This is a genomic window from Parapedobacter sp. 2B3, assembly GCF_041925275.1.
In the GTDB taxonomy this organism is placed as follows: domain Bacteria; phylum Bacteroidota; class Bacteroidia; order Sphingobacteriales; family Sphingobacteriaceae; genus Parapedobacter; species Parapedobacter pyrenivorans_A.
In genome coordinates this window covers 248,761-272,955 of record NZ_JBHEUZ010000003.1, presented here as the reverse complement: position 1 = coordinate 272,955, position 24,195 = coordinate 248,761, and the positions used below count along the sequence as shown (strand labels likewise).

Annotated in this window: 17 protein-coding genes and 1 tRNA gene; 10 read left to right on the top strand and 8 right to left on the bottom strand. The window is 51.4% G+C overall.

The window, feature by feature from the left end; translation table 11 throughout:
- The first annotated feature begins 69 nt into the window (after positions 1 to 69).
- From ACEVG1_RS05735 to cysM, 5 genes are all read left to right on the top strand, one after another.
- The gene (locus ACEVG1_RS05735) at positions 70 to 435 is read left to right on the top strand and encodes a hypothetical protein (RefSeq protein WP_374742619.1); all 366 of its coding nucleotides are present in this window, start codon (positions 70 to 72) and stop codon (positions 433 to 435) included.
- A 301-nt stretch (positions 436 to 736) separates the two neighbouring features.
- Positions 737 to 1,261, top strand: coding sequence for a ferritin (locus tag ACEVG1_RS05730; RefSeq protein WP_374742618.1), 525 nt, complete (start codon positions 737 to 739; stop codon positions 1,259 to 1,261).
- Between the two features lie 173 nt (positions 1,262 to 1,434).
- Positions 1,435 to 4,155 (top strand): outer membrane beta-barrel protein, encoded by a 2,721-nt coding sequence (locus ACEVG1_RS05725; RefSeq protein WP_374742616.1) that lies wholly within the window; start codon positions 1,435 to 1,437, stop codon positions 4,153 to 4,155.
- 136 nt (positions 4,156 to 4,291) lie between these two features.
- Complete coding sequence (locus ACEVG1_RS05720) at positions 4,292 to 5,104, top strand: serine O-acetyltransferase (protein WP_374742615.1); 813 nt, start codon at positions 4,292 to 4,294, stop codon at positions 5,102 to 5,104.
- Between the two features lie 3 nt (positions 5,105 to 5,107).
- The gene (cysM, locus tag ACEVG1_RS05715; protein WP_374742614.1) at positions 5,108 to 5,980 is read left to right on the top strand and encodes a cysteine synthase CysM; all 873 of its coding nucleotides are present in this window, start codon (positions 5,108 to 5,110) and stop codon (positions 5,978 to 5,980) included.
- Here cysM and ACEVG1_RS05710 read toward each other — a convergent pair.
- From ACEVG1_RS05710 to ACEVG1_RS05690, 5 genes are all read right to left on the bottom strand, one after another.
- Entirely contained in the window at positions 5,977 to 8,256 is a 2,280-nt protein-coding gene (locus ACEVG1_RS05710; RefSeq protein WP_374742613.1) for a Tex family protein, read from the bottom strand. The two genes, cysM and ACEVG1_RS05710, sit on opposite strands and share 4 nt — an antisense overlap.
- A gap of 6 nt (positions 8,257 to 8,262) precedes the next feature.
- On the bottom strand, positions 8,263 to 8,712 hold the full coding sequence (locus ACEVG1_RS05705) for a twin-arginine translocase TatA/TatE family subunit (RefSeq protein WP_374742612.1): 450 nt from the start codon (positions 8,710 to 8,712) through the stop codon (positions 8,263 to 8,265).
- Positions 8,713 to 8,926: 214 nt separating this feature from the next.
- A complete protein-coding gene (locus ACEVG1_RS05700; protein ID WP_374742611.1) occupies positions 8,927 to 10,189 on the bottom strand; it encodes a PepSY-associated TM helix domain-containing protein in 1,263 nt (420 codons plus the stop codon).
- A gap of 115 nt (positions 10,190 to 10,304) precedes the next feature.
- Positions 10,305 to 11,675, bottom strand: a complete 1,371-nt coding sequence (locus ACEVG1_RS05695) for a hypothetical protein (protein WP_374742610.1) — start codon at positions 11,673 to 11,675, stop codon at positions 10,305 to 10,307.
- A gap of 11 nt (positions 11,676 to 11,686) precedes the next feature.
- Positions 11,687 to 14,131, bottom strand: coding sequence for a TonB-dependent receptor (locus ACEVG1_RS05690; protein ID WP_374742609.1), 2,445 nt, complete (start codon positions 14,129 to 14,131; stop codon positions 11,687 to 11,689).
- 108 nt (positions 14,132 to 14,239) lie between these two features.
- Here ACEVG1_RS05690 and ACEVG1_RS05685 point away from each other — a divergent pair, with 108 nt between their 5' ends.
- Together ACEVG1_RS05685 and ACEVG1_RS05680 are read left to right on the top strand one after the other, a co-directional pair.
- Entirely contained in the window at positions 14,240 to 15,247 is a 1,008-nt protein-coding gene (locus ACEVG1_RS05685; protein WP_374742608.1) for a helix-turn-helix transcriptional regulator, read from the top strand.
- Positions 15,248 to 15,293: 46 nt separating this feature from the next.
- Positions 15,294 to 16,652 (top strand): MATE family efflux transporter, encoded by a 1,359-nt coding sequence (locus tag ACEVG1_RS05680; protein ID WP_374742607.1) that lies wholly within the window; start codon positions 15,294 to 15,296, stop codon positions 16,650 to 16,652.
- On the opposite strand, the gene ACEVG1_RS05675 is transcribed toward ACEVG1_RS05680, so the two are convergent.
- The 3 genes from ACEVG1_RS05675 to ACEVG1_RS05665 all read right to left on the bottom strand — a co-directional run bounded on the left by ACEVG1_RS05675 (position 16,649) and on the right by ACEVG1_RS05665 (position 22,077).
- Entirely contained in the window at positions 16,649 to 18,034 is a 1,386-nt protein-coding gene (locus tag ACEVG1_RS05675; RefSeq protein ID WP_374742606.1) for a dihydrolipoamide acetyltransferase family protein, read from the bottom strand. The genes ACEVG1_RS05680 and ACEVG1_RS05675 overlap by 4 nt on opposite strands.
- Positions 18,035 to 18,174: 140 nt before the next feature.
- Positions 18,175 to 19,431, bottom strand: coding sequence for a competence/damage-inducible protein A (locus ACEVG1_RS05670; RefSeq protein WP_374742605.1), 1,257 nt, complete (start codon positions 19,429 to 19,431; stop codon positions 18,175 to 18,177).
- A gap of 3 nt (positions 19,432 to 19,434) precedes the next feature.
- On the bottom strand, positions 19,435 to 22,077 hold the full coding sequence (locus ACEVG1_RS05665; RefSeq protein WP_374742604.1) for a putative LPS assembly protein LptD: 2,643 nt from the start codon (positions 22,075 to 22,077) through the stop codon (positions 19,435 to 19,437).
- 74 nt (positions 22,078 to 22,151) lie between these two features.
- Here ACEVG1_RS05665 and ACEVG1_RS05660 point away from each other — a divergent pair, with 74 nt between their 5' ends.
- From ACEVG1_RS05660 to ACEVG1_RS05650, 3 genes are all read left to right on the top strand, one after another.
- Positions 22,152 to 22,994: an N-acetylmuramoyl-L-alanine amidase gene (locus tag ACEVG1_RS05660; protein WP_374742603.1), complete on the top strand. Its 843-nt coding sequence runs from the start codon at positions 22,152 to 22,154 to the stop codon at positions 22,992 to 22,994.
- Between the two features lie 104 nt (positions 22,995 to 23,098).
- A complete protein-coding gene (locus ACEVG1_RS05655) occupies positions 23,099 to 24,043 on the top strand; it encodes an MlaD family protein (protein WP_374742602.1) in 945 nt (314 codons plus the stop codon).
- A 70-nt stretch (positions 24,044 to 24,113) separates the two neighbouring features.
- A tRNA-Leu gene (locus ACEVG1_RS05650) sits at positions 24,114 to 24,195 on the top strand.

The following is a 24,195-nucleotide window of genomic DNA, read 5'->3' as shown; positions in this document are numbered from 1 at the left end:
GATTAATTTAGTTGGACTGATTATAAATAATACGTATATTCGCCTCCGATTAATGACTTGGTTTGGACAATGGTTTGCCCGTTAGCTAATTTCGAAGAAGTATATAAGACCCAGCATGGGGCTGTGTACCAATGCAGTAGGCAGAATTGCTATTGGTTGGAGTTCGCCGGTGATACCACCGCTTTTAAGGTGAGCGACTTCTTTAATTTCAAGAAACGAATCGATGCCATCGATCTTTCGGCAATGATTATCGACCCCTCGCGTACGGCTGATTTTACCATCGTGATGCCATTCCGCACGCCGCGTTGTTTTGTGTTGGACATCAACGACGTACTGAACCTCCGCGAATTGTTGGATGGGGCCAAGTTTATGATCGAGCTCAACAGCGTGGTCAACGCGTGCCTCCAAGTGACTCCCGGCGGGATCCGCGTATAATTTAGACTGAATTCGTATTGCTTTTATTTAGTGGTGTTTACCGCTTAGTTTCCGTATTTTTGTACGACAAGCCCGGATATCGTGTCGCTTGTTTGTTGAATTAGGAAATTGATAACGTTATGAAACCATCATGATTTTCCAAATCACACAGTGGAATGACTAAATGGCTTCAGCCATCTTGAATACCGTTGAAGTTAAACACAAATGAAAAATCATGATAGCTTCATCACCATTAAAACCGCCGAAGGCAGCATGAATGCCGTTAGAAGCAAAAAAATGATGAATAAACAAATTTAGACAGATGAAAGATTTATTAAGATTGAAGACTTCGTTGAACGAAGAAATCGAAACCATATTGAATGCGCAGATCCAGGTAGAAGCACACTCTTCGTCTGTGTACTTGGCCATGTCGTCTTGGTGCGACGACCAGGGGTATGACTTCAGTGCAACGTTTTTCTCTGAACAATCGGAAGAGGAACGGAAGCACATGATGAAACTTTTCAATTATGTGAACGATCGCGGTGGAAAGGCAATATCGCCCGAGATTACCAACATACCCGCCGATTTCGAGTCGTTCCGCTCCGTGTTCGAGCAGATGCTCGAACAGGAAATGTATGTGACGCAACAGTTTAACAACATTGCGGACAAATGCATCAAATTGAAGGATTTTGTAACCTTCCAATTTATCCAATGGTTCTTGGAAGAGCAGATTGAAGAAGAGTATGTGGCACGCCGCATCCTGGATATGTTTGATGTGATTGGTGAGGAGGGCGTGGGCCGTTGGGAAATAGATAAACACATTCCGAAAGTGCAATATAACGGATAGCTATTGCCGGTTGGTAAAAGCAATAATCGGGTTGTCTATTTTTAATAGGGCAACCCGATTTTTTTTGCACACATACGGATTATGTGCTATCTTTCGTTCTTTATAAAAGGCGAGGCCGGGATAGCCGCATATTGGGTATAGCCTGCCCTGGGTTCATATTTGTTAACGAAAAGTTGCCGTCGATAACGCCACATAAGCTCCTTGTTTTTGTATTCCTTTTCGTATCGTTGCAGGCCTTGGCACAGCACCAACGAAAGGAAATAAGCGGTCTTGTCATCGATACGGCAAAGGCGCCGTTGGCTGGAGTAAACGTTCGCCTAACAACCATATTGGACACCATGCTCACCGTTACCGATGAACGCGGCCAGTTCAGGTTTGCCGACATCGTCGGGCCGGAATTCAGACTGAGTTTCAGTATGATCGGGTACAAGATATTGGACCGTACGTACGCCGCCAATTTCCCCGGCGCAACCATGCAGCTGTTACCGATTGTGCTGCCTCCGCAGCGGACACTGCTCGCGGAGATTGTCATCAACAGGGTACAGCCCATCGTTATCAAGGAAGATACCATACAATATAACCTGGATGCATATAATATCCGGCAGAACTCCCTGTTGGAAGAGGCGCTAAAATTGCTTCCCAATATACAAGTACGGCGCGACGGCAAGGTCATTGCACATGGGAAGCCAATCAGCCGGGTACAGGTAGACAGCAAGAACTTCTTCGGTGGCGACGTGCTCACAGCCACCAGGAACCTTCCGGCAGAGTTCATCCAATCCATCCAGGTAATCGACTACTACGGCGATATGGCCAATGCTACCGGTGTAAAAGACACCGAACCGGAGAAAATATTCAATATTGTATTGAAAGAAGACAGTAAGCGGATCTTATTTGGCCAGGTGACCGGCGGTGCCGGCACGGAGGGACGCTATATCGGAAGCATGGGGCTGAATAATTTCAACGACGGGCAGGAGCTGTCTATACTCGGTTCTTTCAACAATACCAACACCAGCCTCTTTAGCTATGGTGCGCCCAGCGGGGCGGGTACCCGCGAGCGGGGCAATGTGGACCTTACCGGCATGACGGATCCGGTGGATGGGGTGAATACCACCAATTCGGCGGGGATAAGCTACTCGGACGACCTTTCGGACAAGGTGAGCGTTTACGGTAAATACACCTTTACCAACAGGAAAAACCACACCATCGGCCATTCGCTCCTTACGAGCCACTTCGATTTTTACGAAATCATCAACCAGGAAGAGCGTGAACTTGCAACGGACAATATGAGCCATTTGATGGCATGGGACATCGAAGCGCAATTGGATAGCCGTAACTATTTGAAAATAAGTCCTAACCTGTCGTATAGTACGGTCAACACGAGTAACCATAGCAACGACACCATTAAGAATCGGAATATTGTGAGTGAACGGGTTTACCATGCCAATGACGAGGTTTCGACCCCCAATTTCGATATGGATATCCTATATTCCCGGATGTTTGATAAACCCGGAAGGAAATTTGTGCTCAACATGCAAGGTAAATACTCCAAGCGAGATAAGCTGGAAGATGTGAATGATTATTTCGAGAGTATCAATGCAAATTCCGGTCAGCCGGTCCAAGATGGTGCATATGCATTGGCCCAGCAGATCAAGAGCCATAACCAAAACCGGGTAGGGCGGCTCAAGGCTTCCTTTGTGGAACCGATTGACAAATACAGTATACTGGAAGTCGGTTATGAATATAACTATACGGCAATAGATAGCCGCCGTAGTGTGTGGGATACGAACGGCGGGTTGTATGTAGACTCGTTGAGTGTGGACTACTCTTATTTCTTTGAAAGCAACCGGGTGGGCCTCAACTATCAAATGGAGCAAAATAAGCGGTTTAAATATACCTTGGGGTTTGCCGTGCAGCCTTTGCTCCTCCAGGGCCACATGCTCGAAACGGATACGATGATCCAGCATCGCAACGTGAATCTGATTCCGAGTGCGGGTTTCCGGTTCCGTATCAGCGATGAAAGCGAGCTCACCGTCGAATACCTGGGTACCAACAACCAACCGAACTTTTCGCAGATACAGCCGATCCGCGATCTCTCCAATTCGCAGAATATCATTATCGGTAATGCCGACCTCAAAGCGGAATTCATCAACCGGATAACGACTAGGTTCCGTCAGACCAAATTGGGGAAGAACCAATTCTTCGAGGCCCAGCTGGCGTTCAACAAGATACAGAACAAGATCGTAACCAGCCGCTCCAACCCCAGCAGCACGGTGCAGGAAACCAGTTTCCGCAATTCGAGCGGCTATTTTGATGCAAGGGGCTACTACATGTTCAGCACACCGGTTATCAATGATGATTTCCAACTGAACCTCAATGGCACCACCGATTACCTGAATAACATATCGTATATCAACGAAGAGAAGAACTACGGGCGCAACTTCATCTACTCGCAGGCCGTGCAGATGCGCTTTATGCTGGAAGACATTGTAGAAACCGAGTTGAATACGAGCTACACGTTTAACCATACCCGGTATTCGCTGCGCAACAGTGAAGGCATCAACGCCAATTCGTTTTTGGTGGGGTTGGCGGCGAAGGGCTACCTTTCAGACAACTGGGCATTCGGCTTTGATTTGTCGCACAGGCTCAATAGCGGGTACAGCACGTTTGTGAACGTGAACCCGACATTGCTCAATGCGTACCTCGAATGCACGTTCCTTCCCAATAACATGGCACTGCTGAGGTTCCAGGGGTTTGACCTATTCAACCAGAATACAGGGGTGACGCACGAAATCATGGGGTCCGATGCACTTTTCATGCGCAATAATCGGTTGGCCCGGTATTTCATGGTGTCGCTCAACGTCCGGTTGCAGAAATATCCATCGAAAAAAACATGATGCGTGCAGCCGTTATATATCCACTGATATGTAACCGTACTGTTAGTTTATTGAGATGGTTGTAATAAATAGTTGATGTTGTTGCCAACCTGCAAATAATTTACGTCCTTAGTTGCCACTTATAACAACAGTTATCATGAACGAAGCGTTTTTTCAACGGCTCTATAATAAACAACGGGAAATAGGGGACGTCCCCCCGAACAGCGTCATTGCCGCGTGGGCATTGCAGCTATTGGACCTGCTTTTCCCCGAGCGGCAGACCCACCCCGATCGGGATGTGGAACAACTCAAAAGGCAATTTGCCCAATCGGAGGCAGACTTGCTTAGCATACTCAACCGGACCAAAGCATGTGAAGCGTGCAACCATGGGGCGGTTACGGAGCGGTTTTACGCTGATCTGCCCGAATTGCACAGGGTGATGCATACGGATGCAGCCGCGATTTTTGAGGGCGACCCGGCGGCGACCAGCACCTTCGAGGTCATCCGTACCTATCCCGGATTCCTGGCGATTGCACTGTATCGCCTGGCACATGCCTTGATAACATTGGAGGTGCCGCTCTTGCCGCGGATACTTACCGAGCATGCCCATTCGCAGACCGGTATCGATATCCACCCGGCGGCGATAATCGGTGAACATTTTTGCATTGACCACGGCACGGGTGTCGTAATAGGCGAAACGGCCGTTATAGGCAAGCACGTGAAAGTTTACCAAGGCGTTACCCTGGGCGCCATGAGCGTAGAGAAAATCCTCGCAAATACCAGGCGGCATCCCACCATCGAAGATGGGGTGGTCATCTATGCCGGCGCGACGATTCTGGGGGGCGATACGGTTATCGGCCACGACAGTGTTATCGGAGGGAATGTTTGGTTGACATCCAGCATACCGCCATACTCAACGGTATACCATCAGCCAACGGTGAAGATTGTGGATTCAAAAGCAGCGCACTGACCCATGAAAAGACTGATAGATTGTGTGGGGAACACCCCGTTGGTGAAAATTGAGAAACTGAACCCCAACCCGAGCGTGGAGCTTTATGCCAAACTGGAAGGTAACAATCCGGGTGGGAGTGTGAAGGACCGTGCCGCGCTCAACATGATCCGCAGTGCAATCGATCGCGGCGATATCACCGCAGATACCCGGCTGATAGAGGCTACGAGCGGTAACACCGGCATCGCACTGGCGATGATGGCGCGTGTTTTTGGGTTGTCGATTGAACTGGTGATGCCATCCGGCTCCACACGCGAGCGTACATTGACCATGGAAGCGTTCGGCGCGAAGGTGACCCTGTTGGAGTCGATTGAGGCATGCCGGGATTATGCCGAGGAAAAAGGCGAACGGCCGGACTATTACCTATTCAATCAATTTGCGAACCCTGACAACTACATGGCCCATTACCATACAACGGGCCCTGAGATATGGCGCGATACCGAGGGTAAAATAACTCACTTTGTGAGTGCCATGGGGACCACGGGCAGCATCATGGGAAATTCGATGTTCCTGAAAGAGCGAAACCCTGCCGTGCAGATCGTCGGTTGCCAGCCCACGGAGGGGGCGTCTATCCCCGGCATCCGCCGTTGGCCGGAGGAATACCTGCCTAAAATCTACGATCCTCAACGGATAGATCGCCTAATGGATGTCTCGCAGGCGGATGCAACGGCTATGGCACGGCAATTGGCGCGGGAGGAAGGTATATTTGTGGGGATGAGCAGCGGTGGGGCCATGGCCTGTGCAACACGGTTGGCCGCGGAAATGGATGGCGGCGTTATCGTATTCATCGCGTGCGACCGTGGCGACCGTTACCTTTCCAGCGATCTGTTCGGCTAGGACCCAAACTTACTTTTCAGTGCAGCCAGTTTACTGGCCATGTCGTTTTCCTTTTCCTGTGTGTGCGCCTTGCTAGGCTTACGCTGCTGATGCTTATGGGAGTTTTTAGGGTTGTTGGGGCGCCCGCTTTGTTTCTTCCTCGGTTCGGGGCGTTCTTCCGTTTTCATTGAAAGGCCGATCCGGTTACGTTTTTCATCCACTTCGGTAACCGTTACCATCACCTTTTGCTGCACCTTGACCACCTCGTTCGGGTCTTTTACAAAACGGTTGGCCAGTTGGCTGAGGTGCACCAATCCGTCTTGGTGCACACCGATATCTACAAAGGCACCGAAGTTGGTTATGTTGGTAACGATACCCGGCAGGCGCATGCCAATGCGGAGGTCCGATACGCTGTTTACCCCTTCGGTGAAAGAAAAGGTTTCAAACTGCTCGCGCGGATCCAGCCCCGGCTTGGCCAGTTCGGACAGGATGTCGTGCAGGGTAGGCATCCCCACATGTTCATTGATGTATTTTTTCAGGTCGATCCGCTTACGGAGCTGCTCATCACGGAGCAGGTCCGATACCTCACAGCCCAGGTCCGCCGCCATCTGCGCCACAAGGGCGTAACGCTCGGGATGGACTGCGCTGGCATCCAGCGGGTTCTGTGCGTTCCGTATACGTAAGAAGCCTGCGGCCTGCTCAAAGGCTTTTTCGCCCAATCGGGGCACTTGCTTCAGGGACTCGCGGTTCCGGAAAGCACCGTGCTTTTGGCGGAAGGTGATGATCTGTTGGGCCAATGACGGTCCTAATCCCGAGATGTAGGAGAGTATCTCTTTCGATGCCGTGTTAAGCTCCACACCCACCGCGTTGACGCAACTAACCACGGTATCGTCCAGTGCGGTCTTTAACTTTGACTGGTCCACATCGTGCTGGTATTGGCCCACGCCGATGGATTTCGGGTCGATTTTGACCAATTCGGCCAACGGGTCCATAAGCCGCCTTCCGATGGACACAGCACCCCGCACGGTGACGTCATGATTGGGAAATTCCGCCCGGGCGGTTTCTGACGCGGAGTATATGGATGCGCCGCTTTCGTTTACCATCACCACGGCCACACCGGGGATGCCCAACTTGCGCACAAATGCTTCGGTTTCCCGTCCTGCTGTTCCGTTTCCAATGGCGATGGCCTGCAATTGGTGTTTTTCTATCAGTGACCGGATGGTTTTGTCCGCTTGTTCAGCTCCAGCGCTGCCGGTATGGAGAAATAGAGTGGTGTTCTCCAGCAAGGTGCCCTGCTCATCCAAACATACGGTTTTACAGCCGGTACGGAAGCCCGGATCGATGGCCATGATGCGTTTCTGCCCCAAGGGGGCGGCCAGCAGCAGCTGCCGCACATTGCCTGCGAATACGCGTATGGCTTCATCGTCCGCCCGTTGGCGTGTAAGCATGCGCACTTCGGTTTCCATGGCGGGTTTGAGCAACCGCTTGTACCCATCCAGCATCGCCATGCGTACCTGTGTGCTTGCTTCGCCGACGCCTTTTACATACGCATTGTCCAATAGGGGGAGCACTTCGCTTTCGGGTACCTCGATATCGAGGTAAAGCAGCTCTTCCTTCTCGCCGCGGCGCATGGCCAGCACACGATGGGAGGGGGCCGTCTTCAATGGCTCCGTCCACTCGTGGTAATCCTTGTATTTCAATGCCGCTTCCTCCTTCCCAGGTACGACGCGGGCGGCAAACATCCCTTTCTCGAGGAACACCTGCCGTGTTTTTGCGCGGATGGCTGCATCTTCAGCGATGGTTTCAGCAACAATGTCGCGGGCGCCCGCTAATGCGTCTTCCACGTCATGGATGTCCTTTGCCGCATCTATATACGCCAATGCGGCTTGGCGCACGTCCGTGCCATCTTGTAGCAATACCAGCAGCGCAAGCGGTTCCAGCCCCCGGTCGCGTGCCACGCTTGCCCGTGTTTTACGCTTCGGCCTGTGCGGGAGATAAATGTCTTCCAGCGTGGCCATGGTGTCAACTACTTTAATCTTTTCTTCCAATTCGGGCGTCAGCTTTCCCTGGTCCAAAAGTGATTTGAGGATCGCTTCACGCCGCTTGTCCAATTCGCGCAACTGGTGCACGCGGTCGCGGATTTGGGTGAGCTGTACTTCGTCGAGGCTACCCGTCATCTCCTTGCGGTAACGGGCAATGAATGGGATGGTGGCTCCGTCATCGAGGAGCGAGATGGCCGTGTCTACCTGCCGTGCGGACAACGCAAGTTCCTGACCAATACGGATGTGGTGGTTCATATTCCCTTAGGGGTTCTTTTCTTCACTAACCGGTTGTTGCGGGGTTTCCGGTGCAGGAGATGTGCTGCCGGTGCCTGCGTCGGTATGCTCATCAGCAGGATGGTCGTTGTGGTAATAAGGACCTTGGCTGCCGTAGTAGTCGGGTTCCCGGCTGGGGTCGGGGTTATGTTGGTAGGTGCCCGCAGGTGCGGTCGGGTTGTTCTCATTCAGTTTCTTGGGTTCGTGATCTTCCACGATGGCATCCTTCACATCCAGGTCTTTTTCGAAATTATTGATCTGGTCGCTGATATCGCGTTTGATGGTTTCCGACGCATCCTTAAACTCACGTATGCCACGCCCCAAGCCACGCGCCAATTCCGGAAGCTTTTTACCACCGAATAGCAACAGGGCCACGAACACGATGAGCATCATTTCACTCGTCCCTATGTTCAAGAATGCAATAACTGTACTCAACATAACAATAGCTCAATTTTCCACCTGCTAAGGTAGGGGTAAATTTTTTTATATCCATGGCTCACCTTATTTTTCCGGATATTATTGGCCGAGCAGCCACGCCAACGTGCCGTGGCGTGGTGTGCGGAAGGGGATTTCGAGACCAAAAGCGTACACGGCACCCTTGCCGATGGGTGCATGGATAGCAACTACTCCCTTGCTGAGAGATATGTGAGGACTACACTGGTAAACCGACTTTCGGGACCTTCCGGGCGTGTTTAGCCGGCTTCTTTTTCATTTTGTTGAGCCAGATCAGCGTGCCGGTAATGGGCAGGGTGGTGGCTACCAGACAGGCGAGGAAATAGATCAACTTGGTGAATTGCCCGTAGACATTACCCACATGCAGTGCTTTAATGGAGGCAGCTATGCGTTCGTTTAGCGCTTTGTCGCGGAAAATCTGTATGTCGGTTATCGTGGCGGTGGATGCATCCAAACTTATTTGATCGCTGGCTGCGGGGGCAAAAAAGCCAACCCGGTTCTTGCTGATGGATAGGGGAGTTTCCGCATGGCGGGGAAGGGTGATCCGATAGTCTCCTGGATAGGGCAATGCTTGGTCGGCTGCGGCGATGTAGGTAGTGAAGGGGAGGAGTTCGGGGCCGCCACCGGCTTCGGTATTCCCGGTGCTGCGCGCAGGGCTCTGTGCACCGCCCTCTCCACGTCCGGCGGGTTGCTCCTTGTACGTTCCCAGGGCTTTTTGGAGGCCGGTACGGTACCACGGGAAGGACCACTGTGGGCCGGTAATGCCCATAAGGAACAAAAAGATGAGCGAATAGAAGGCCAACGTGTTGTGCAGGTCGTGGTTGATGCGTTTCCAACTAGCGCTCCATTTGATTTTCAGGCCCTGCCGCCAGTTCCTCAGTTTCTGTGGGAACCAGATAACCAGACCCGTTAAGACACCCAGTGTGAACAAGATGGTCGCCGCACCGGAAATATAACTGCCCAGTTGCCGGTTAGGGAGGTCGCCAATAAGCGGTTCCTCTATTTTATCCAGCAGTAGCCAGCGGTGCAGGCTGAACATCGTTTGCATGAACTCGCCGGTTTTGGTTTTTTCTTTGGAAGTACCGGTGATGTTCCCGGTGTATGGGTTTACGTAATACGTGGTGCCACCACGGCTTTGCTCGCCTTCTATCCGTACGGAGAATTGATACGTCCGGGCAGGGTCTGCCGGTAGGCTAACGGCGGTGATGATGCCACCGGATTCGTTGGCTATTTTCGGCAGGAGGGAATCCGCCGGTATCCGTTTCGCGCCTGCCGGTGCCTGTATCTTGTGCAGATGTGGCGATGCCCACTCGCGGAGTTCTGTATTGTAGGTGTAGATCGTGCCGCTGAGACAGACCACAACGACCACCATGCCGCTGATGAGCCCCGCCCAAAGGTGGATGTCGTTGAAAAGCTTTCGTATTTTTTGCCACGTCGTTTTTGTACGCGTTGATTTCGCCATGGTTGTTTAGTTAGTTTTGCTTAGTTAGTATAGCAACCTAAGCAAGAAAACCATCCAAAACGATGATGGGATGATTTTCTTGCTTGGCTAGGCAATCGCTGGAAATCGGGCGTTGTTAATATGCGCCGATGTAGTAGCTGCCTGATTGGTTCACCAACTTGGCACCTTTGGTGATTTCCTTGGTTTTGGAGTTGATGACAAAGATATTGCCGTCTTTTCCAGCAGGTGTGAGCGGTACGTATACGTTGTCGCCATCAACACCGATGTTTTGGAACTGCCCAAATGTGGATGACAGTTCAGCAATGGTTTCGACATCCGTAGTCAATTTAGTAGCTGTTTTGGCATTTAAATCAACCAGCGCTACGTAACCGCCATCTGTACCGCTCCTCGTGTATAGTACCAAACCGATACCGTCTTTAACATAACGGAACGCCCGGATACCGGCATCGCTGATACCAAGTGCGGCGTTCAAATCGAAATTGTACGAATTATCGTAGTCGTTCGTCGACTTGCTGATGCGCAATATTTGATGCCCGCTACCCATACTGGTTGCCGCTTGGTAGATATGTCCATCGGTACCTACGTATTGGGTCATCGTACGGTAGGAGAGGTTGTCTGTCTGTGCCACGGTAGAGGTGATGATTTTGGGATTTCTCAAAGACGGATAATCCACCACGTAGGTAATCGTACCCAAGTCCCGCTCGTCTGTGGTGGCCCAGCTAATTGCACCATTTCTACCAATAACCACCTCGGTATTGCCAATATCATGCCTACGGACACCTACACCGATAAACAACTTGTCTTTTGCCTGGTTCAAAACCGGTACGTCAGCACGCCAAACATGGTAGCCCTGGCCTTCCAACTCCGCACCCAGATCGATATCGATAGCGCCGGTATTTGTAATGGCAGTACTATTTAAATCGATGTTTGCAATCCGGATGGCGCCTTTCGGGTGTTGGTATTGGAAGTTGGGCGCCGTACCTGTATATGAGTCGCGGGCATCTCCGAAAGATACACCTACGCCGATACCTTCAGCCGCTTTGGTCCAGCGCGGCGAAGTCCCCAGAATGATGGCTGTGTTCAGCTCGAAGCCCACTTCCTTATAAACACCTTCGCCTGATACTTCGTATTTGTTGAATACGCCGCCCTCGGCACCGGTATATTGGATGTTGTACAGGTATTTGCCGTCGGCCGATGCCTGCACGCGCGCCGTACGCTCGGATTTCAGCGAAAAGCCTTTGCCCGCATCAAAAATCCGTACTTCATAATTGGGATTTGCTGCATTTTCGGGTGTGATGGCATAGGCGAGTGTACCGCCATTGCCAGCGGTTCCATTGTCATCGGGGAAGGCCGCGGTGAGGGTAATCCATCGCTGGCTGTCTTCGACCGGAGGCTCGGGATCGGGCCCCACACTTTTACTGCAGCTACCTAGGGTCACCGCCGCAACTGCCGCAGCACACATTGCTCTTGAGAGATGATTTTTCATGTCGATTATTGTTATAAAAATTTACTTATTGTGTAATTCAATTTGATATATATGCCCCTTCCTGGCTTCTGCACCATGAAATTGTCGTATACCTCAGCATTGAAGATATTCTTGGCATCGATGCTTGCAATTAATTTGCCGCTGGGAAAACGATAGCTGGCACCGAGGTCGTGCGTAAATTGCGTGGGCGTTTTGGACCACTCGGGTTCACCCCATACAATGTAGAATTCGCCCACATACCCCGCGTTGTAATACAGGTTCAATACCGATTGCCGCTGGAAGATATGGTTGAGCCGATATTGGATATTCCCGTTGACGGTAAAAAAGGGCTCATTGGGCACCTGTTCGTTGTAGAGGTCATGCGCTTCGCCGCTTGCATCCGCCCCGCCCTTGAATAGGTTGTTGAATTTCGAGAAATTTGCCGTGGCGTTGAGGCGGTTGTTGTAGGTGTAAATAATTTCACCCTCTATGCCCAATGCCTGGGTTTTGCCTAGATTGATGTATCGGGTGGTTTGTATATCGGCATCCTCTTCATACTCGATGTCGTCCGCATCGACCACTTGTTGCGTGATTTTATCGAAACCATTCCGCCAGAAAGCACTTGCGTAAGCAGAAAACCTGTGTTTGCCGAAGTCGACAGCGCCCCAGCGGAGGCCGAGGTTGTAATTGATGTTTTTTTCCGGTCTCAGATTCAGGCTGGGTAGGATATTCGTTTCCGGATCACCGTACAGTTGGGTTTCGCCCGGCATAATGTAAGCATTCTCAATGGAGGTGATGACAAACAAGTCAGGAATGGCGTTGTATGATAGCGTAGCGCCGTAGCCGAAATTATCGGCGAAGGTGGTGGTGTCTCGGCGGATAATTGAATTTTGCCCGTTTTGATTGATAATCCTCGGCTCGCTCCGGTGGGTTTTGTTTACCGTGTATTTGCCTAGTAGGTTTGTTTTCAGCTTGTTTTTGAAGGTTTGTGCCTCGTAGTTGACAGAAAAGATGTTCTTGGCCACCGTGCTAACGGTGACTAGGTCTTTGTTGATGGGGTTGAGCAAATCGTTGTCATCGCGGTCGGTCGTTTCAAATTTATGGTTCAAGGAGATACGATGCCCCTCTTTGACTGTATACCCAAGGTTCGAACGTATATTGGTTATTTTTCGGTCTATCTGCGAGATGGTTTTCTCGCCTTGTTGTCCACCGCCGGTGGTGCGCAAGGGCACCCTTTCGTCAAATTCGATCACTTCCCGCACCGTCCCGTCCCAATTGTAGGCCAATCCAACGGTATCTTGTAGGTATGTGCTTCGATAGCTGCGCACTGCGTTAACGTTTAACGCCAGCCCGTCAATGAACAAATCCCTTTTGTTATAATTCAGGCTCAGCACATGCGCTTGAAACTCGGAAAAACGGCCAACATAAGGTACGGCCATGGTGGTGCCGTGGGGTATTTCATTGTACGTGTCTGAAATGTTGTAACCTAGGAAGAATTGGTCAGCCCATTTCACATCCGTAAAACCAGCTTCTATGCGTCCACCGATTGATTTATAGGCGTCGTTGAACCGTTTAGCGCGGTAGGGCCTGGTTATTTGCTGTAAATGGTTGACGTAGGTGGTAGACCGGCCCCAGGTAGTGAAGCTATTGTCGGTATACGTATAAAAGCCCGACCCCCTTGCTGAAAACCCACTCTTTTTGTCGCGGAATGTTGCGCCGATATCCGATTGGAAGGTGTTGAACGACCCGTATGAAGTAGCTACCGTGATATTATTCTGCGAAGCGTCTTTCTTTAATACCACATTGATGGCTCCTCCTACGTAATCGCCCGTTAGATGCGAAGGTAATACCCCTTTGTAAATCTCGATACGTTCAATCATGGCAGGCGGGATATTGTTTAGATTGAAGGAAGAGCCATAGGTGGAGATTTCGATGCCGTCCAGGAACAGCCCGACAGCGCTACCTGATAGACCGTTCAGGTTGTATTCCACCTGGGACCCAATCCCCCCGTTTTGCCGCACGCGGACACCTACCGTCCGATCCAATAGTTCGTTGGTGGTCAGGTTCCGTAAGGATGCTTCCTTGGTCTCAACGACAGCAACGGCGAAGCCGGAAACTTCCATCGTCCGTTTTTCCGTATTCCGGACCACGGACGCTTCCTCCAATCGCGTAGACTCGTTTTCCTTTGCAACAATGTTTTTACGGTTACGGGCCTGATTGATTGTTATTTGTATTTCAACGGTCTGTATCTCGAGCGAAGTGACGGCCAACTCATAGCTGCCGAAGGGGATGTTGAGGACGGTGTAATGGCCCTTTTCATCGGTCATGGTGGCTAGATTGCCGGGTCTTAGCGATATAGAAGCACCCACCACGGGCTGGCCGGCGGGCGTGGTGACGGTGCCCGAAAGCCCGCCAGTCTGGGCGAAGGCGACTGAAGCTGTGAGGAGTAGTAACGCGGTGGATAAAAATTGATTCATATCTTTTTCCGAATCATTATTTATATATAGTCTAAATAATGTAAATTTGGCGCAAATATAAGGTGTTGCATAACCTGTAAATTATAGTTGACGGAATACAAATTATAAATGGCGGAATTTTACTTGGGGCGTGACGAATTTACGCATGGCACATTGGTAGACGGAGGGTGCCACGCTGTGGCGCTGAAAGACAATCGTATCACGATAAGCCGTTTTGGTATTTTCAGTTATTACCAGATCAGTGCCTCACATGCTTCGGGGTACCGAATTTCGGCACAGCCAAGGCCGGAGATCCGTTTGATGTTCGTGTCGAAAGGGCGGGATATCCGTATCGGAAACGAAGAGGAAATGAAGGCATTCACAGCAGGAGAGAGCAACTGTTCCTTGGTGGCCGGAGGTTGTACACAAGATGTGGCTATCCATGGCGATGGGACGAACGAACTGTTCATGCTCATTGTGGGCCTTTCGGATATCCCGCCACCGATAGCGGATAGCCAGCCGTACCTCCATGATTTTCTGGAAGCCGCTACCTGTACCTGGTTGCTGAAAGGGCAGAATATATTGTTGGGGATCAAGAAAATAGCCGTCATCCAGCAGATACTCCATGAGAAGAAGCCTGCTTATTTGCAAGCGGCCTATATGCAGTTGAAACTGGGCGAGTTGTTTGTGCTGTTTTTGGAAAAAGCTGATTGTTTTGCCGGCAAGGGGGCGTTGGTGCAGCTACGGCCGGAGGAATTGGAGCGGATCCGGAAAGTGCGGAATATGCTGCACGACAACCCGGCGGCGGATTACTCATTGGTAGGGCTGGCCCATGCCGTTGGTACCAATGAAACTAGTTTGAAGAACAATTTCAAGGCCGTATATGGTATCACGGTATTTGGCTACCTCACATCGTGCCGCATGGAGCGGGCCAAAGCGTTGCTGGTAAAGGAAAAATTGAAAGTTGCCCTGGTGGCGCAGGAAGTGGGCTATAAATATGCATCGCATTTTTCGGGGGCTTTCCGTAAATACTTCGGTTGCCTACCCACAAAAATGTTGCGCGTGCTTGTGTCCGTTCCTGCCTATTTATCAAGCATGGCCGGCCCGGAAGTTTGCACCTGTTTAGCAGTTTTGTAAGAATTTATCTAAGTTTGCCGCTCCTATTAAAAAAAAGGAAGGCAAGGTGCGCCAAAGATTCAAATCATACAAGCCGTATTATCTCAGCACATTGGTGCTTGCTGGCCCCGTGGTGGTTTCGCAGTTGGGCCACATGCTGGTGCAGGCGGCAGACAGCATCGTGGTTGGCCATTTTGCCGGTACCATCCCGCTCGCCGCCGTATCACTGGTGCATAGCATATTCATGATCGTGATGGTCATCGGCCTGGGCCTTGCGTATGGGCTCACACCGCTGATCGCGCAAGAGAACGGCCGTAAAAGCTATGGGGAGTGCGGCGCCTTGCTGGCTAATAGTATATGGATTAACCTGTTTGCCGGCATCGGGCTTTTCTGTTTGGTGTATTTTGGTTCGATGGTGGCCATCGATCACCTCGACCAAGACCCGGCGGTAGTGCTGGAGGCGAAGCCTTACCTGTTTATCCTGAGCCTATCCATCGTTCCGCTGATGGTTTTCAGTGCGTTCAAGCAATTTGCCGAAGGATTGGGCTTTACCAAGCAAGCCATGCGCATCACGATTTGGGGCAATGTGCTCAATGTGGTGCTGGCCATCGTTTTCGTGAAGGGGATGTTTGGCCTGGAGCCGATGGGCGTTCGTGGGGTAGGGTATGCTACGTTGATAGACCGCTGTTTGATGGCTGCGGTGATGGGCGCCTATGTGTTCCGGTCGGTCAACTTCAAGGTATACCTGGAACAGTTCCGTTTGTTTCATCTGGATATATTCCGGAGCCGGTCTATCTTGAAAATAGGTGCGCCTGTGGCTATGCAATACGTATTTGAAGTGGGTGCGTTTGCGGCGGCGGCGGTGATAGCGGGTACCATCGGTGCCAATGAACAGGCCGCCCACCAGGTTGCGATCACGCTGGCAGCCATGACCTATATGATGGCTAGCGGGATTGCAGCAGCGGCTACCATCAAAACGGGCAATAACTTCGGACAGCGGAATTTTTTCCGACTGCGGCGCTTCGCTGTTTCCAGTTACCACATCGTGTTGCTGTTCATGGGCGTGAGCGCCCTGTTGTTTGCGTTGTTGAACCAGTACTTGCCATGGATTTTCACGAAAGATACCGTGGTGATAGGCATCGCCGCGCAACTGCTCATCATTGCCGGATTATTCCAGTTATTTGATGGTACGCAGGTGGTAGGATTGGGCATTCTGCGGGGGGTGGGCGACGTGAATATACCGACGTTGATCACGTTCGTCGCCTATTGGGTCATTGGGCTTCCCATGGCCTACGTACTCGGCATCGTGCTTGATTTGGGGGTCACCGGTATATGGTATGGGCTTACGCTTGGCTTGCTCACATCGTCGGTATTGTTGTATGCCAGGTACCTGAAGGTCGCTGCGAAATTCAGTCCCAATAGCTAAACCTCCCGATTGGAATCCCAGTTTTCCAGGTAATCCGCAACACGTTTCACGAAACGGCCGCCCAAAGCGCCGTCAACCACGCGGTGGTCATAGGAGAGTGAAAGATACATCATGTGCCGGATACCGATCATGTCGCCGTGTTCGGTTTCGATCACCGCCGGTTTTTTCGTGATGGTGCCCACCGCCAGTATAGCCACCTGCGGCTGGTTGATGATGGGGGTGCCCATGATGTTGCCGAATGCACCGATGTTGGTGAGCGTGAACGTGCCGTCTTGGGTATCATCGGGCCGCAGCTTGTTGCTACGTGCGCGGTTAGCGAGGTCGTTTACCGCCTTGCTGAGGCCCACGAGGCTCAGTTGGTCGGCATTTTTGATAACCGGCACAATGAGGTTCCCCGAAGGCAGGGCCGCAGCCATTCCGATATTGATGTTGCGCTTTTTGATGATCTGCGTACCGTTGACGGATACGTTGACCAGCGGGAAATCGCGGAGCGCCTTGCTCACGGCTTCGATGAATATCGGTGTAAGCGTGATCTTTTCACCCTCGCGTTTTTCGTAGGCACCTTTCATCTTATTGCGCCAGTTAACGAGGTTGGTAACATCGGCTTCCACGAAGGAACACACATGGGGAGAGGTCTGTACGCTCTTTACCATGTGGTCTGCGATCAACCGGCGCATGCGGTCCATCTCGATGATCTCGTCTTGGGGGTTGATTGCGACAGCGGCCGGTGTTTCAACGGGCTTGTTGGTTATGGCTGGCACAGGAGCGGACTCATGCATCGTATCATCCCGTGTTGGTGGCGGTTGCGAGAAGGTAACTTCTTCTGTAAATCGTTGTATATTTTCATACGTAGCGGGCCCATCCGGATTGTTTTTCCAGGCCAGGTAATCGAGTACGTCCTGCTTGGTTACCCGCCCGTCATGGCCCGTACCCGGAATGCTGTCAAGCTCTTGGGTGGTAATGCCTTCTTCAGCAGCGATGTTTTTTACCAGCGGAGAGTAGAACCGGGTAGTGGCGTCTTTGTCTTTGGCAGACGCTGGCGTGTCGTCGATGTCCAATTGATCCACACCTGGGATATCCGCTGCTTCGACCGCGTCGGTATCAACCTCGGCCACTTCGACGGGTTCATTGCCGTCGGCTCCATCCACCTCGATGGTAGCAATGATGTCGCCCACCTGCGCTACCGAATTTTCCGTGAAAAGTTGCTCCTTCAGTGTGCCTGAAACCGGCGAAGGCACATCGGAATCCACTTTATCCGTAGCAACTTCCAATATCGGCTCATCCTCTTCGATGCGATCTCCCGGTTGTTTCAGCCATTTGACCACCGTTGCTTCCGATACGCTTTCACCCATGCGGGGTAGTTGTAAGTTGTATGTCGCCATAACGATTCTCCGTATTACTGATTGAAACGCGCCTAAGTTACATAAATAATTGACTAAAAATAAAACAACGAAATTTTATTCTGCATTCGGTTTGTATTTCAAAATAAAATAATGGTTGCATCTGCAAAAGATGCATACTATCAGTTTATATCGGTAGATTCCGCATGCAGTAGCCGCCAAAGCATGAACAATGCTGCCATGGATGACCGTTCGATGTTGATTGCCCGGTCGTGGCCAAACAGGAACTGGTGTGCCACCACACCTGTTTTGCCGGCTACGGCTATCCAGACCAGCCCAACGGGCTTTTCCGGCGTGCCGCCATCTGGCCCTGCTATGCCGCTCACCGCAATCGCATAATCTACGTGGAAGCAGGCTTGCGCACCCAACGCCATTTCTCGGACGGTTTGCTCACTGACGGCTCCTTGGGTTTCGAGCGTAGCCGACTTTACATCAAGAAGGTGCTGTTTCACGGCATTGGAATAGGCTACCGCACCCCCTTCAAACATGGAACTGCTTCCCGGCAATGCCGTAATCAACCGGGCGATATTCCCACCGGTGCAGCTCTCGGCCGTAGCCAGCAACAGACCCCGCTGCTGCATGAAATCCCGGATGAGCGCTTCCAACGTGGTGTCTTCGTCGGCAAGGAAGTGGTCGCCCAACCGCTCCCGCAATTGGCGGGCAACGGCCGTGGTTTCCTGTTTTAGTACTTCCAACTGCTTGCCCTTAGCGGTAAGCCGGAGCCGTACCATTCCGGGCTTGGGTAGATAAGCTAACTGGATATGCGCAGGCAGCGCACCTTCGATATCGGCTATTTTTTCTGCGAGGAACGACTCACCGATACCTGCGGTCAGCAGTGTGTGGTGCCAAAGTGGCTGGCGTCCTTCCAGGTTGCGGAGCCGCGGCAACACGTGTTCCTGCATGATGTGTTTCATCTCGAACGGCACGCCCGGCATGATGATGTAAGGCTTTTCCTTGTGGGTAACCCACATGCCGGGGGCAGTGCCCATGTTGTTAAAGAGCACTTCGCTTTTGTCGAGCACATCCGCTTGCCGGCGGTTGATTTCGAGCATCGGCCGGTTGTTCCGGCTAAAAATGGATTCTACGTGGGCGAGTACCTTCGGGTCGCGCCGGAGGCCGCAGCCGAAATAAACCGAAAGTGTCTGCTTGGTTACGTCGTCTTTGGTGGGCCCCAACCCGCCGGTCACCAAGACCACATCGGCCCTGCCCGAAGCGAGTGTGAGGGCCACGATGATGTCTGCGGGGTGGTCGGCCACGGAACTCACCTGCTTCACCTGGATGCCGATGGTATTCAGGTGCTGTGCCATCCATGCCGAGTTGGTATCAATGATCTGCCCGATCAGTATTTCGTCGCCGATAGTAATGATTTCCGCCTGCATATCTTAGAAAGCTCCGAAGTTATCGTTTCGTTTAGTCAATTTCAAATCCTGGAGGATAGAGGCTTTGGCCCGGATGGTTACATTGTAACTTTGGTACCGCCCGAAAGGCACCCAACCGAACGACATGTCCCAGCAGTGGAGGTCGCGATAGATGCTGAAGCGGGTCATGGAAATCTCCTTTTGCTTGAAATCATACCCGGAGTTGAACTGTACTTTCCACTTGGGCGTGAGGCTGAAGTCGCCATGGAGGTTCAGCGTGGCGGTAATACGTTTCTGGGTTCCCGGGTTGGCGTATTGGAAACTGAACGACCCGGCGAGGTTCCAGGGGATGTTGAAATCTACGAAAGCGTTCGGGTCTGAACTGATGCGCGCCAGTTGTTGCTGTTGCTCGGGCGTCATGTTGGCCTTCTGGTTATCCAGCGAATCGAGGCCCGCTTGCCGGCTTTTGTTCGCATCGGGGTTGAAGCTGTAGTCGAACGACAGCCCGAAGTTCGTGAGCCGCGCCAATTTGCCATCTTTGATCATATAGCGGTTTACGCGCCTGCCCGCCTGGTTATCGAAGGCATACGGGTCGAACGTTCCGTTGAAGTTGAGGTTGATTTTCTGGTTGAATAAGGCCGTACGGCCCGAGAAGTTGATATTGGACAGCTTGAACGAATCGGCCACGAAATTGTAGTTGCCGCTGAAGGTAAGCCCCTGCAAGAGCGGTATTTTCTTGACACCACCATCTGTCGTATCCTTTTTGCTCAATATTTTGGCCTCCACGTTGTTGTCTATGGAGAACCCGATGCCCATGGATCGGCCAGACCCGGGCGATCCGTAGCGGCTGCCCTGGAAAATCGAATACAAGGTCTCTTCGCCCCGGGCATCGATGAACTTCCGGTAGAAACCGTATTGTGCGTCGGAGAAATCCGGCCGGTAGTTGAGGTTTACCGATGGGGTGATGACGTGGCGCATGGCTTGTATTTTCCCGATTTTTGGGTACATGCCGTAGATCTTGGTCGATAGGCCGGATGACACCGAGTAATTATAAGACCGCGTGAACCCGTTTACCGTATCGCGCAGCACTTCAAATCCGCTGGGTGTATTTTCCAGCCGCTGGCGGTAGGTTTGGAAGTGCCAGCCTTCGCTGTAGTTCACGCTGGTGTTGAACTGGAAGTATTTCAGTGCATTGAGCGAGAGGCTTATGGGGATGCTGTGTTGGAAGCCATGCTGGAACTGGCTTAGGGTCTCTTTACTGAATAGTCCGGTTTCTTTCGCATTGAGGATGTTGTCGCCCCGCAGTGAATAGCTCACGTTGATGCGTTGGTACCATTTCTGTTCGCCTACGCGGTCTTTGGAGTCGAACGGGTTGAACGAACTCACGCTGAGCGAGAAGGTGGGGAGATCGAGGTTCACCGTCTTGGCCGCCATGTCTTGCGAGTGCCGCAAGCTGCTGGTGAAGTTGACCTTGCCGTCGAGGAAGGTCCTGCCGTAGCTGATGCTCGAATTCATCGAATTGCGGGTGATCTCGTCGTAGTTGTAGGATGCGCCAGCGGCGGTATTCTGGGCATAGGAGCTGGTGCCGAAATTCACGTTGGCGCTGAATGTGGTGCCGGGATTGGCTTCCTGCAGTTGCGTGTGGTTCCACGTTACGTTGAAGTCTTTGGTAGAGCGGTATTGGTCGGTGCCCTCCACGCCATTCTTGGTGTTGGCATAACGGAAGTTAAAGCCTCCATTGAACTTATAGTTTACTTTATACTGTGTGCGTATGGAAGCTTCATAAGATCCCTTGGAATACAGGGTGCCCCGGATTTCGCTGTCCCAATAATCGTTGAAGGCCAGGTACCATCCGATATCGCGCATGAAAAACCCCCGGTTGAACTCCTCACCGAACGTAGGGAAGAGGAAACCCGAGGAACGTTTGTTGGGTTTGGGGAAAAATCCGAAGGGGATGGTGATGAATTTGAGCGGAACCCCTTCCATCACGAGGTAGGCCGGCCCCGCAATAATTTGGTTTTCCGTTACGATGCCTTTGCTGATCTGGATGCCGAAATGGGTATGTGGTTCGGGCAGGTTACACGTGCTGTACATGCCGTGGTAGAGCGACATCTCGTTGTATTGGTTTTTGCGTACCGTGTTTGCTTGGATAAATCCGCCTTCCACTTCCGTAAAAATTCCCCAAGTATCCCCTTTTTCCGATTTAAAGTTGTACCGCAATGAATCGACGACCTTCGGCGTTTCGTTGGGGAAGATGACGACCGGCCTGCCGACATATTTGTTGTTATGGTCGTATAGGCCGCTGGCGTAGATTTCATTGGTGTTGTTGTCTATCCGGATGTAGTCGGCCGCGAGTTCGAACCCCTCATACTTTATTTTCGCTTCTTTGTACAGGTGAATGATATTCTTGCGGATGTCGGTGAACTGAGAATCTTGGGCAACGATGGTCACGACGGCTTTCAAGCCATCGGTCTGTTCCCTCCGCGTGGTATCGGGCGAAGCGTTCAGGGAGTCGAGCGCCAGGGTATCCGTTCCCAAGGTGAGCGTGTCTATTCGCGTGCTATCCGGCTCCGAAATTTCCTGGCCATATACCGAAGTGGCCGCGAATATCGTTAAGAATAGTGAAATGCAAGAAAAAATAGCGGCAACTGACCTCAAATTTGACAACGAATATTATTTTTGCAATATCAGAATTGCGTACAAAATTAATTAAAATAGTTAGTACTTTGGTGTTTTCAGATATGACAAAACGTTCCATTACACCTTTTCTTTTTTTCCTTTCGTTAGTTACCCTCCCTACTATATTAGTTGCAAACGAGCACCGAGATTCAATATACACGGTTCGCACCATTGTGCTGGATGCCGGGCATGGTGGCGACAAGCCAGGAACGCGTGGTGCCAAGTCGCTCGAGAAAGACGTCGTGCTGCAAGTGGTTCTGAAATTGGGTAAGGCGATCGAAAAGGAGCTGCCCGGCGTGAAGGTGCTCTATACACGGACGACGGATGTGGACGTGGATCTGTACAAACGCATTGATTTTGCGAATAAAAACCGCGCCGACCTGTTTATTTCGGTCCATTGCAATGCTACCGGCCTTAAACCGGTGCGCCGCCGAAACAGCAAGGGTAAGTATTATACTGCGCGTGTACAGGATAAGACCGTGCGCGGTACGGAAACCTTTGTGTCGGGCTTCCATCGGCTAGGCGAACAGGATGCGGCCATTCGGGAGAATGCCGATATCCTGCTTGAAGAAAATTACGAGGAGAACTACCAGGGTTTCGACCCCAAGGACCCGGCGAGTTATATCGTTTTCTCCTTGATGAAAAACCAGTACCGCGAACAGAGCATCCACCTTGCCTCGGCTATACAAGATGAGTATGTGCGGTCTGGCCGGGTAGATCGTGGCGTACAGGAGCAGGGCCTGCAGGTGCTGGCCGGGGCGGGCATGCCTGCAGTATTGACTGAAATCGGTTTTTTGAGTAATCCCAACGAAGAGACCTATATGATGTCTGAAAACGGACAGGCTGAAATCGTAAAGAATCTGGTCGATGCCATCAAAGCGTATAAGAAGCGAATCGGGCAATAACGCCCGGATATTAAACAATATCGGCATCAAAGTTGTTTTGTACTATTGATAAGCTTTTCATAGCTTAGCGCAATAGCTTAACAGACTAAAACGAAAGGGAACTCTTGAAAATAGCAAACGAAACCAAAGTAGGGATATTGGCGGTGGTCGCCATCGCGATATTGATTCTGGGGTATAGTTTTCTGCGGGGAAACGATGTGTTTAGCCGTGAAATCACCCTTTATTCCATCTATGACCGCGTAGATGGCCTCACTGAGTCGAAACCGATCTTGGTAAACGGCTACCAGATCGGCCGTGTCTCGAAGATGGAATTACAGCAAGATGGCCGTATCCGTACGGAGTTTAAGGTAAAGCGAGACTACGCCGTTCCGGCCAACACGGTTGCGCTTCTTTCCAGTACCGATTTATTGGGTGGTAAAGCCATCGTGTTCGAGCTTGGCGACAGTGCCGTCTATGCGAAAAATGGCGACAAGCTGCCTGCCGGCATACAGAAGAACATCATGGAGCAGGTAGAGCCGATACAGAAGAAGGCGCAGGACATCGCGGCGGTGCTCGACTCGGTACTGAATTCCATCAACAATACGATCAACAAAGATTTCCAGCGTGATTTCAACCGTAGTATCAACAGTATTGCCAATTCGCTCCAAAACCTGGAGGGTATTACCCGGCAGCTGGATGGCTTGGTGGTTTCCGAGCGTAACCGCATCAGCCACATCGTGGCGAATGTGGAATCCATTACCAACAACCTCAAAGAAAACAATGAACGCATCGGTAATGTGCTGGCCAATTTGAACAGCATCACAGACCAGGTAGCAAAAGCCGATTTTGCACAGACCATCACCAGTGCGAATAAAGCGATGGCCGATTTCCAGTCGATTACCGACCGCATCAACCAAGGGCAGGGTTCCATCGGCCAACTATTGAACGATGAGCAACTATACGATAATCTTAACCAGGCTTCTAAAAACCTGGAAGAACTGATTGCCGATATGAAGGCCCGTCCCAGCCGGTATGTGCATTTTTCGGTGTTCGGGCGAAAAGACAAATAGCAAAAAAGCAAAAAGTTATTGTTGGTTTGAAGAAATAACCCTACTTTTGCAGTCCAAAGAGAAATCCTATGCGGAAGTGGCGTAATTGGTAGCCGCACCAGACTTAGGATCTGGCGCCGCAAGGCGTGGGGGTTCGAGTCCCTTCTTCCGCA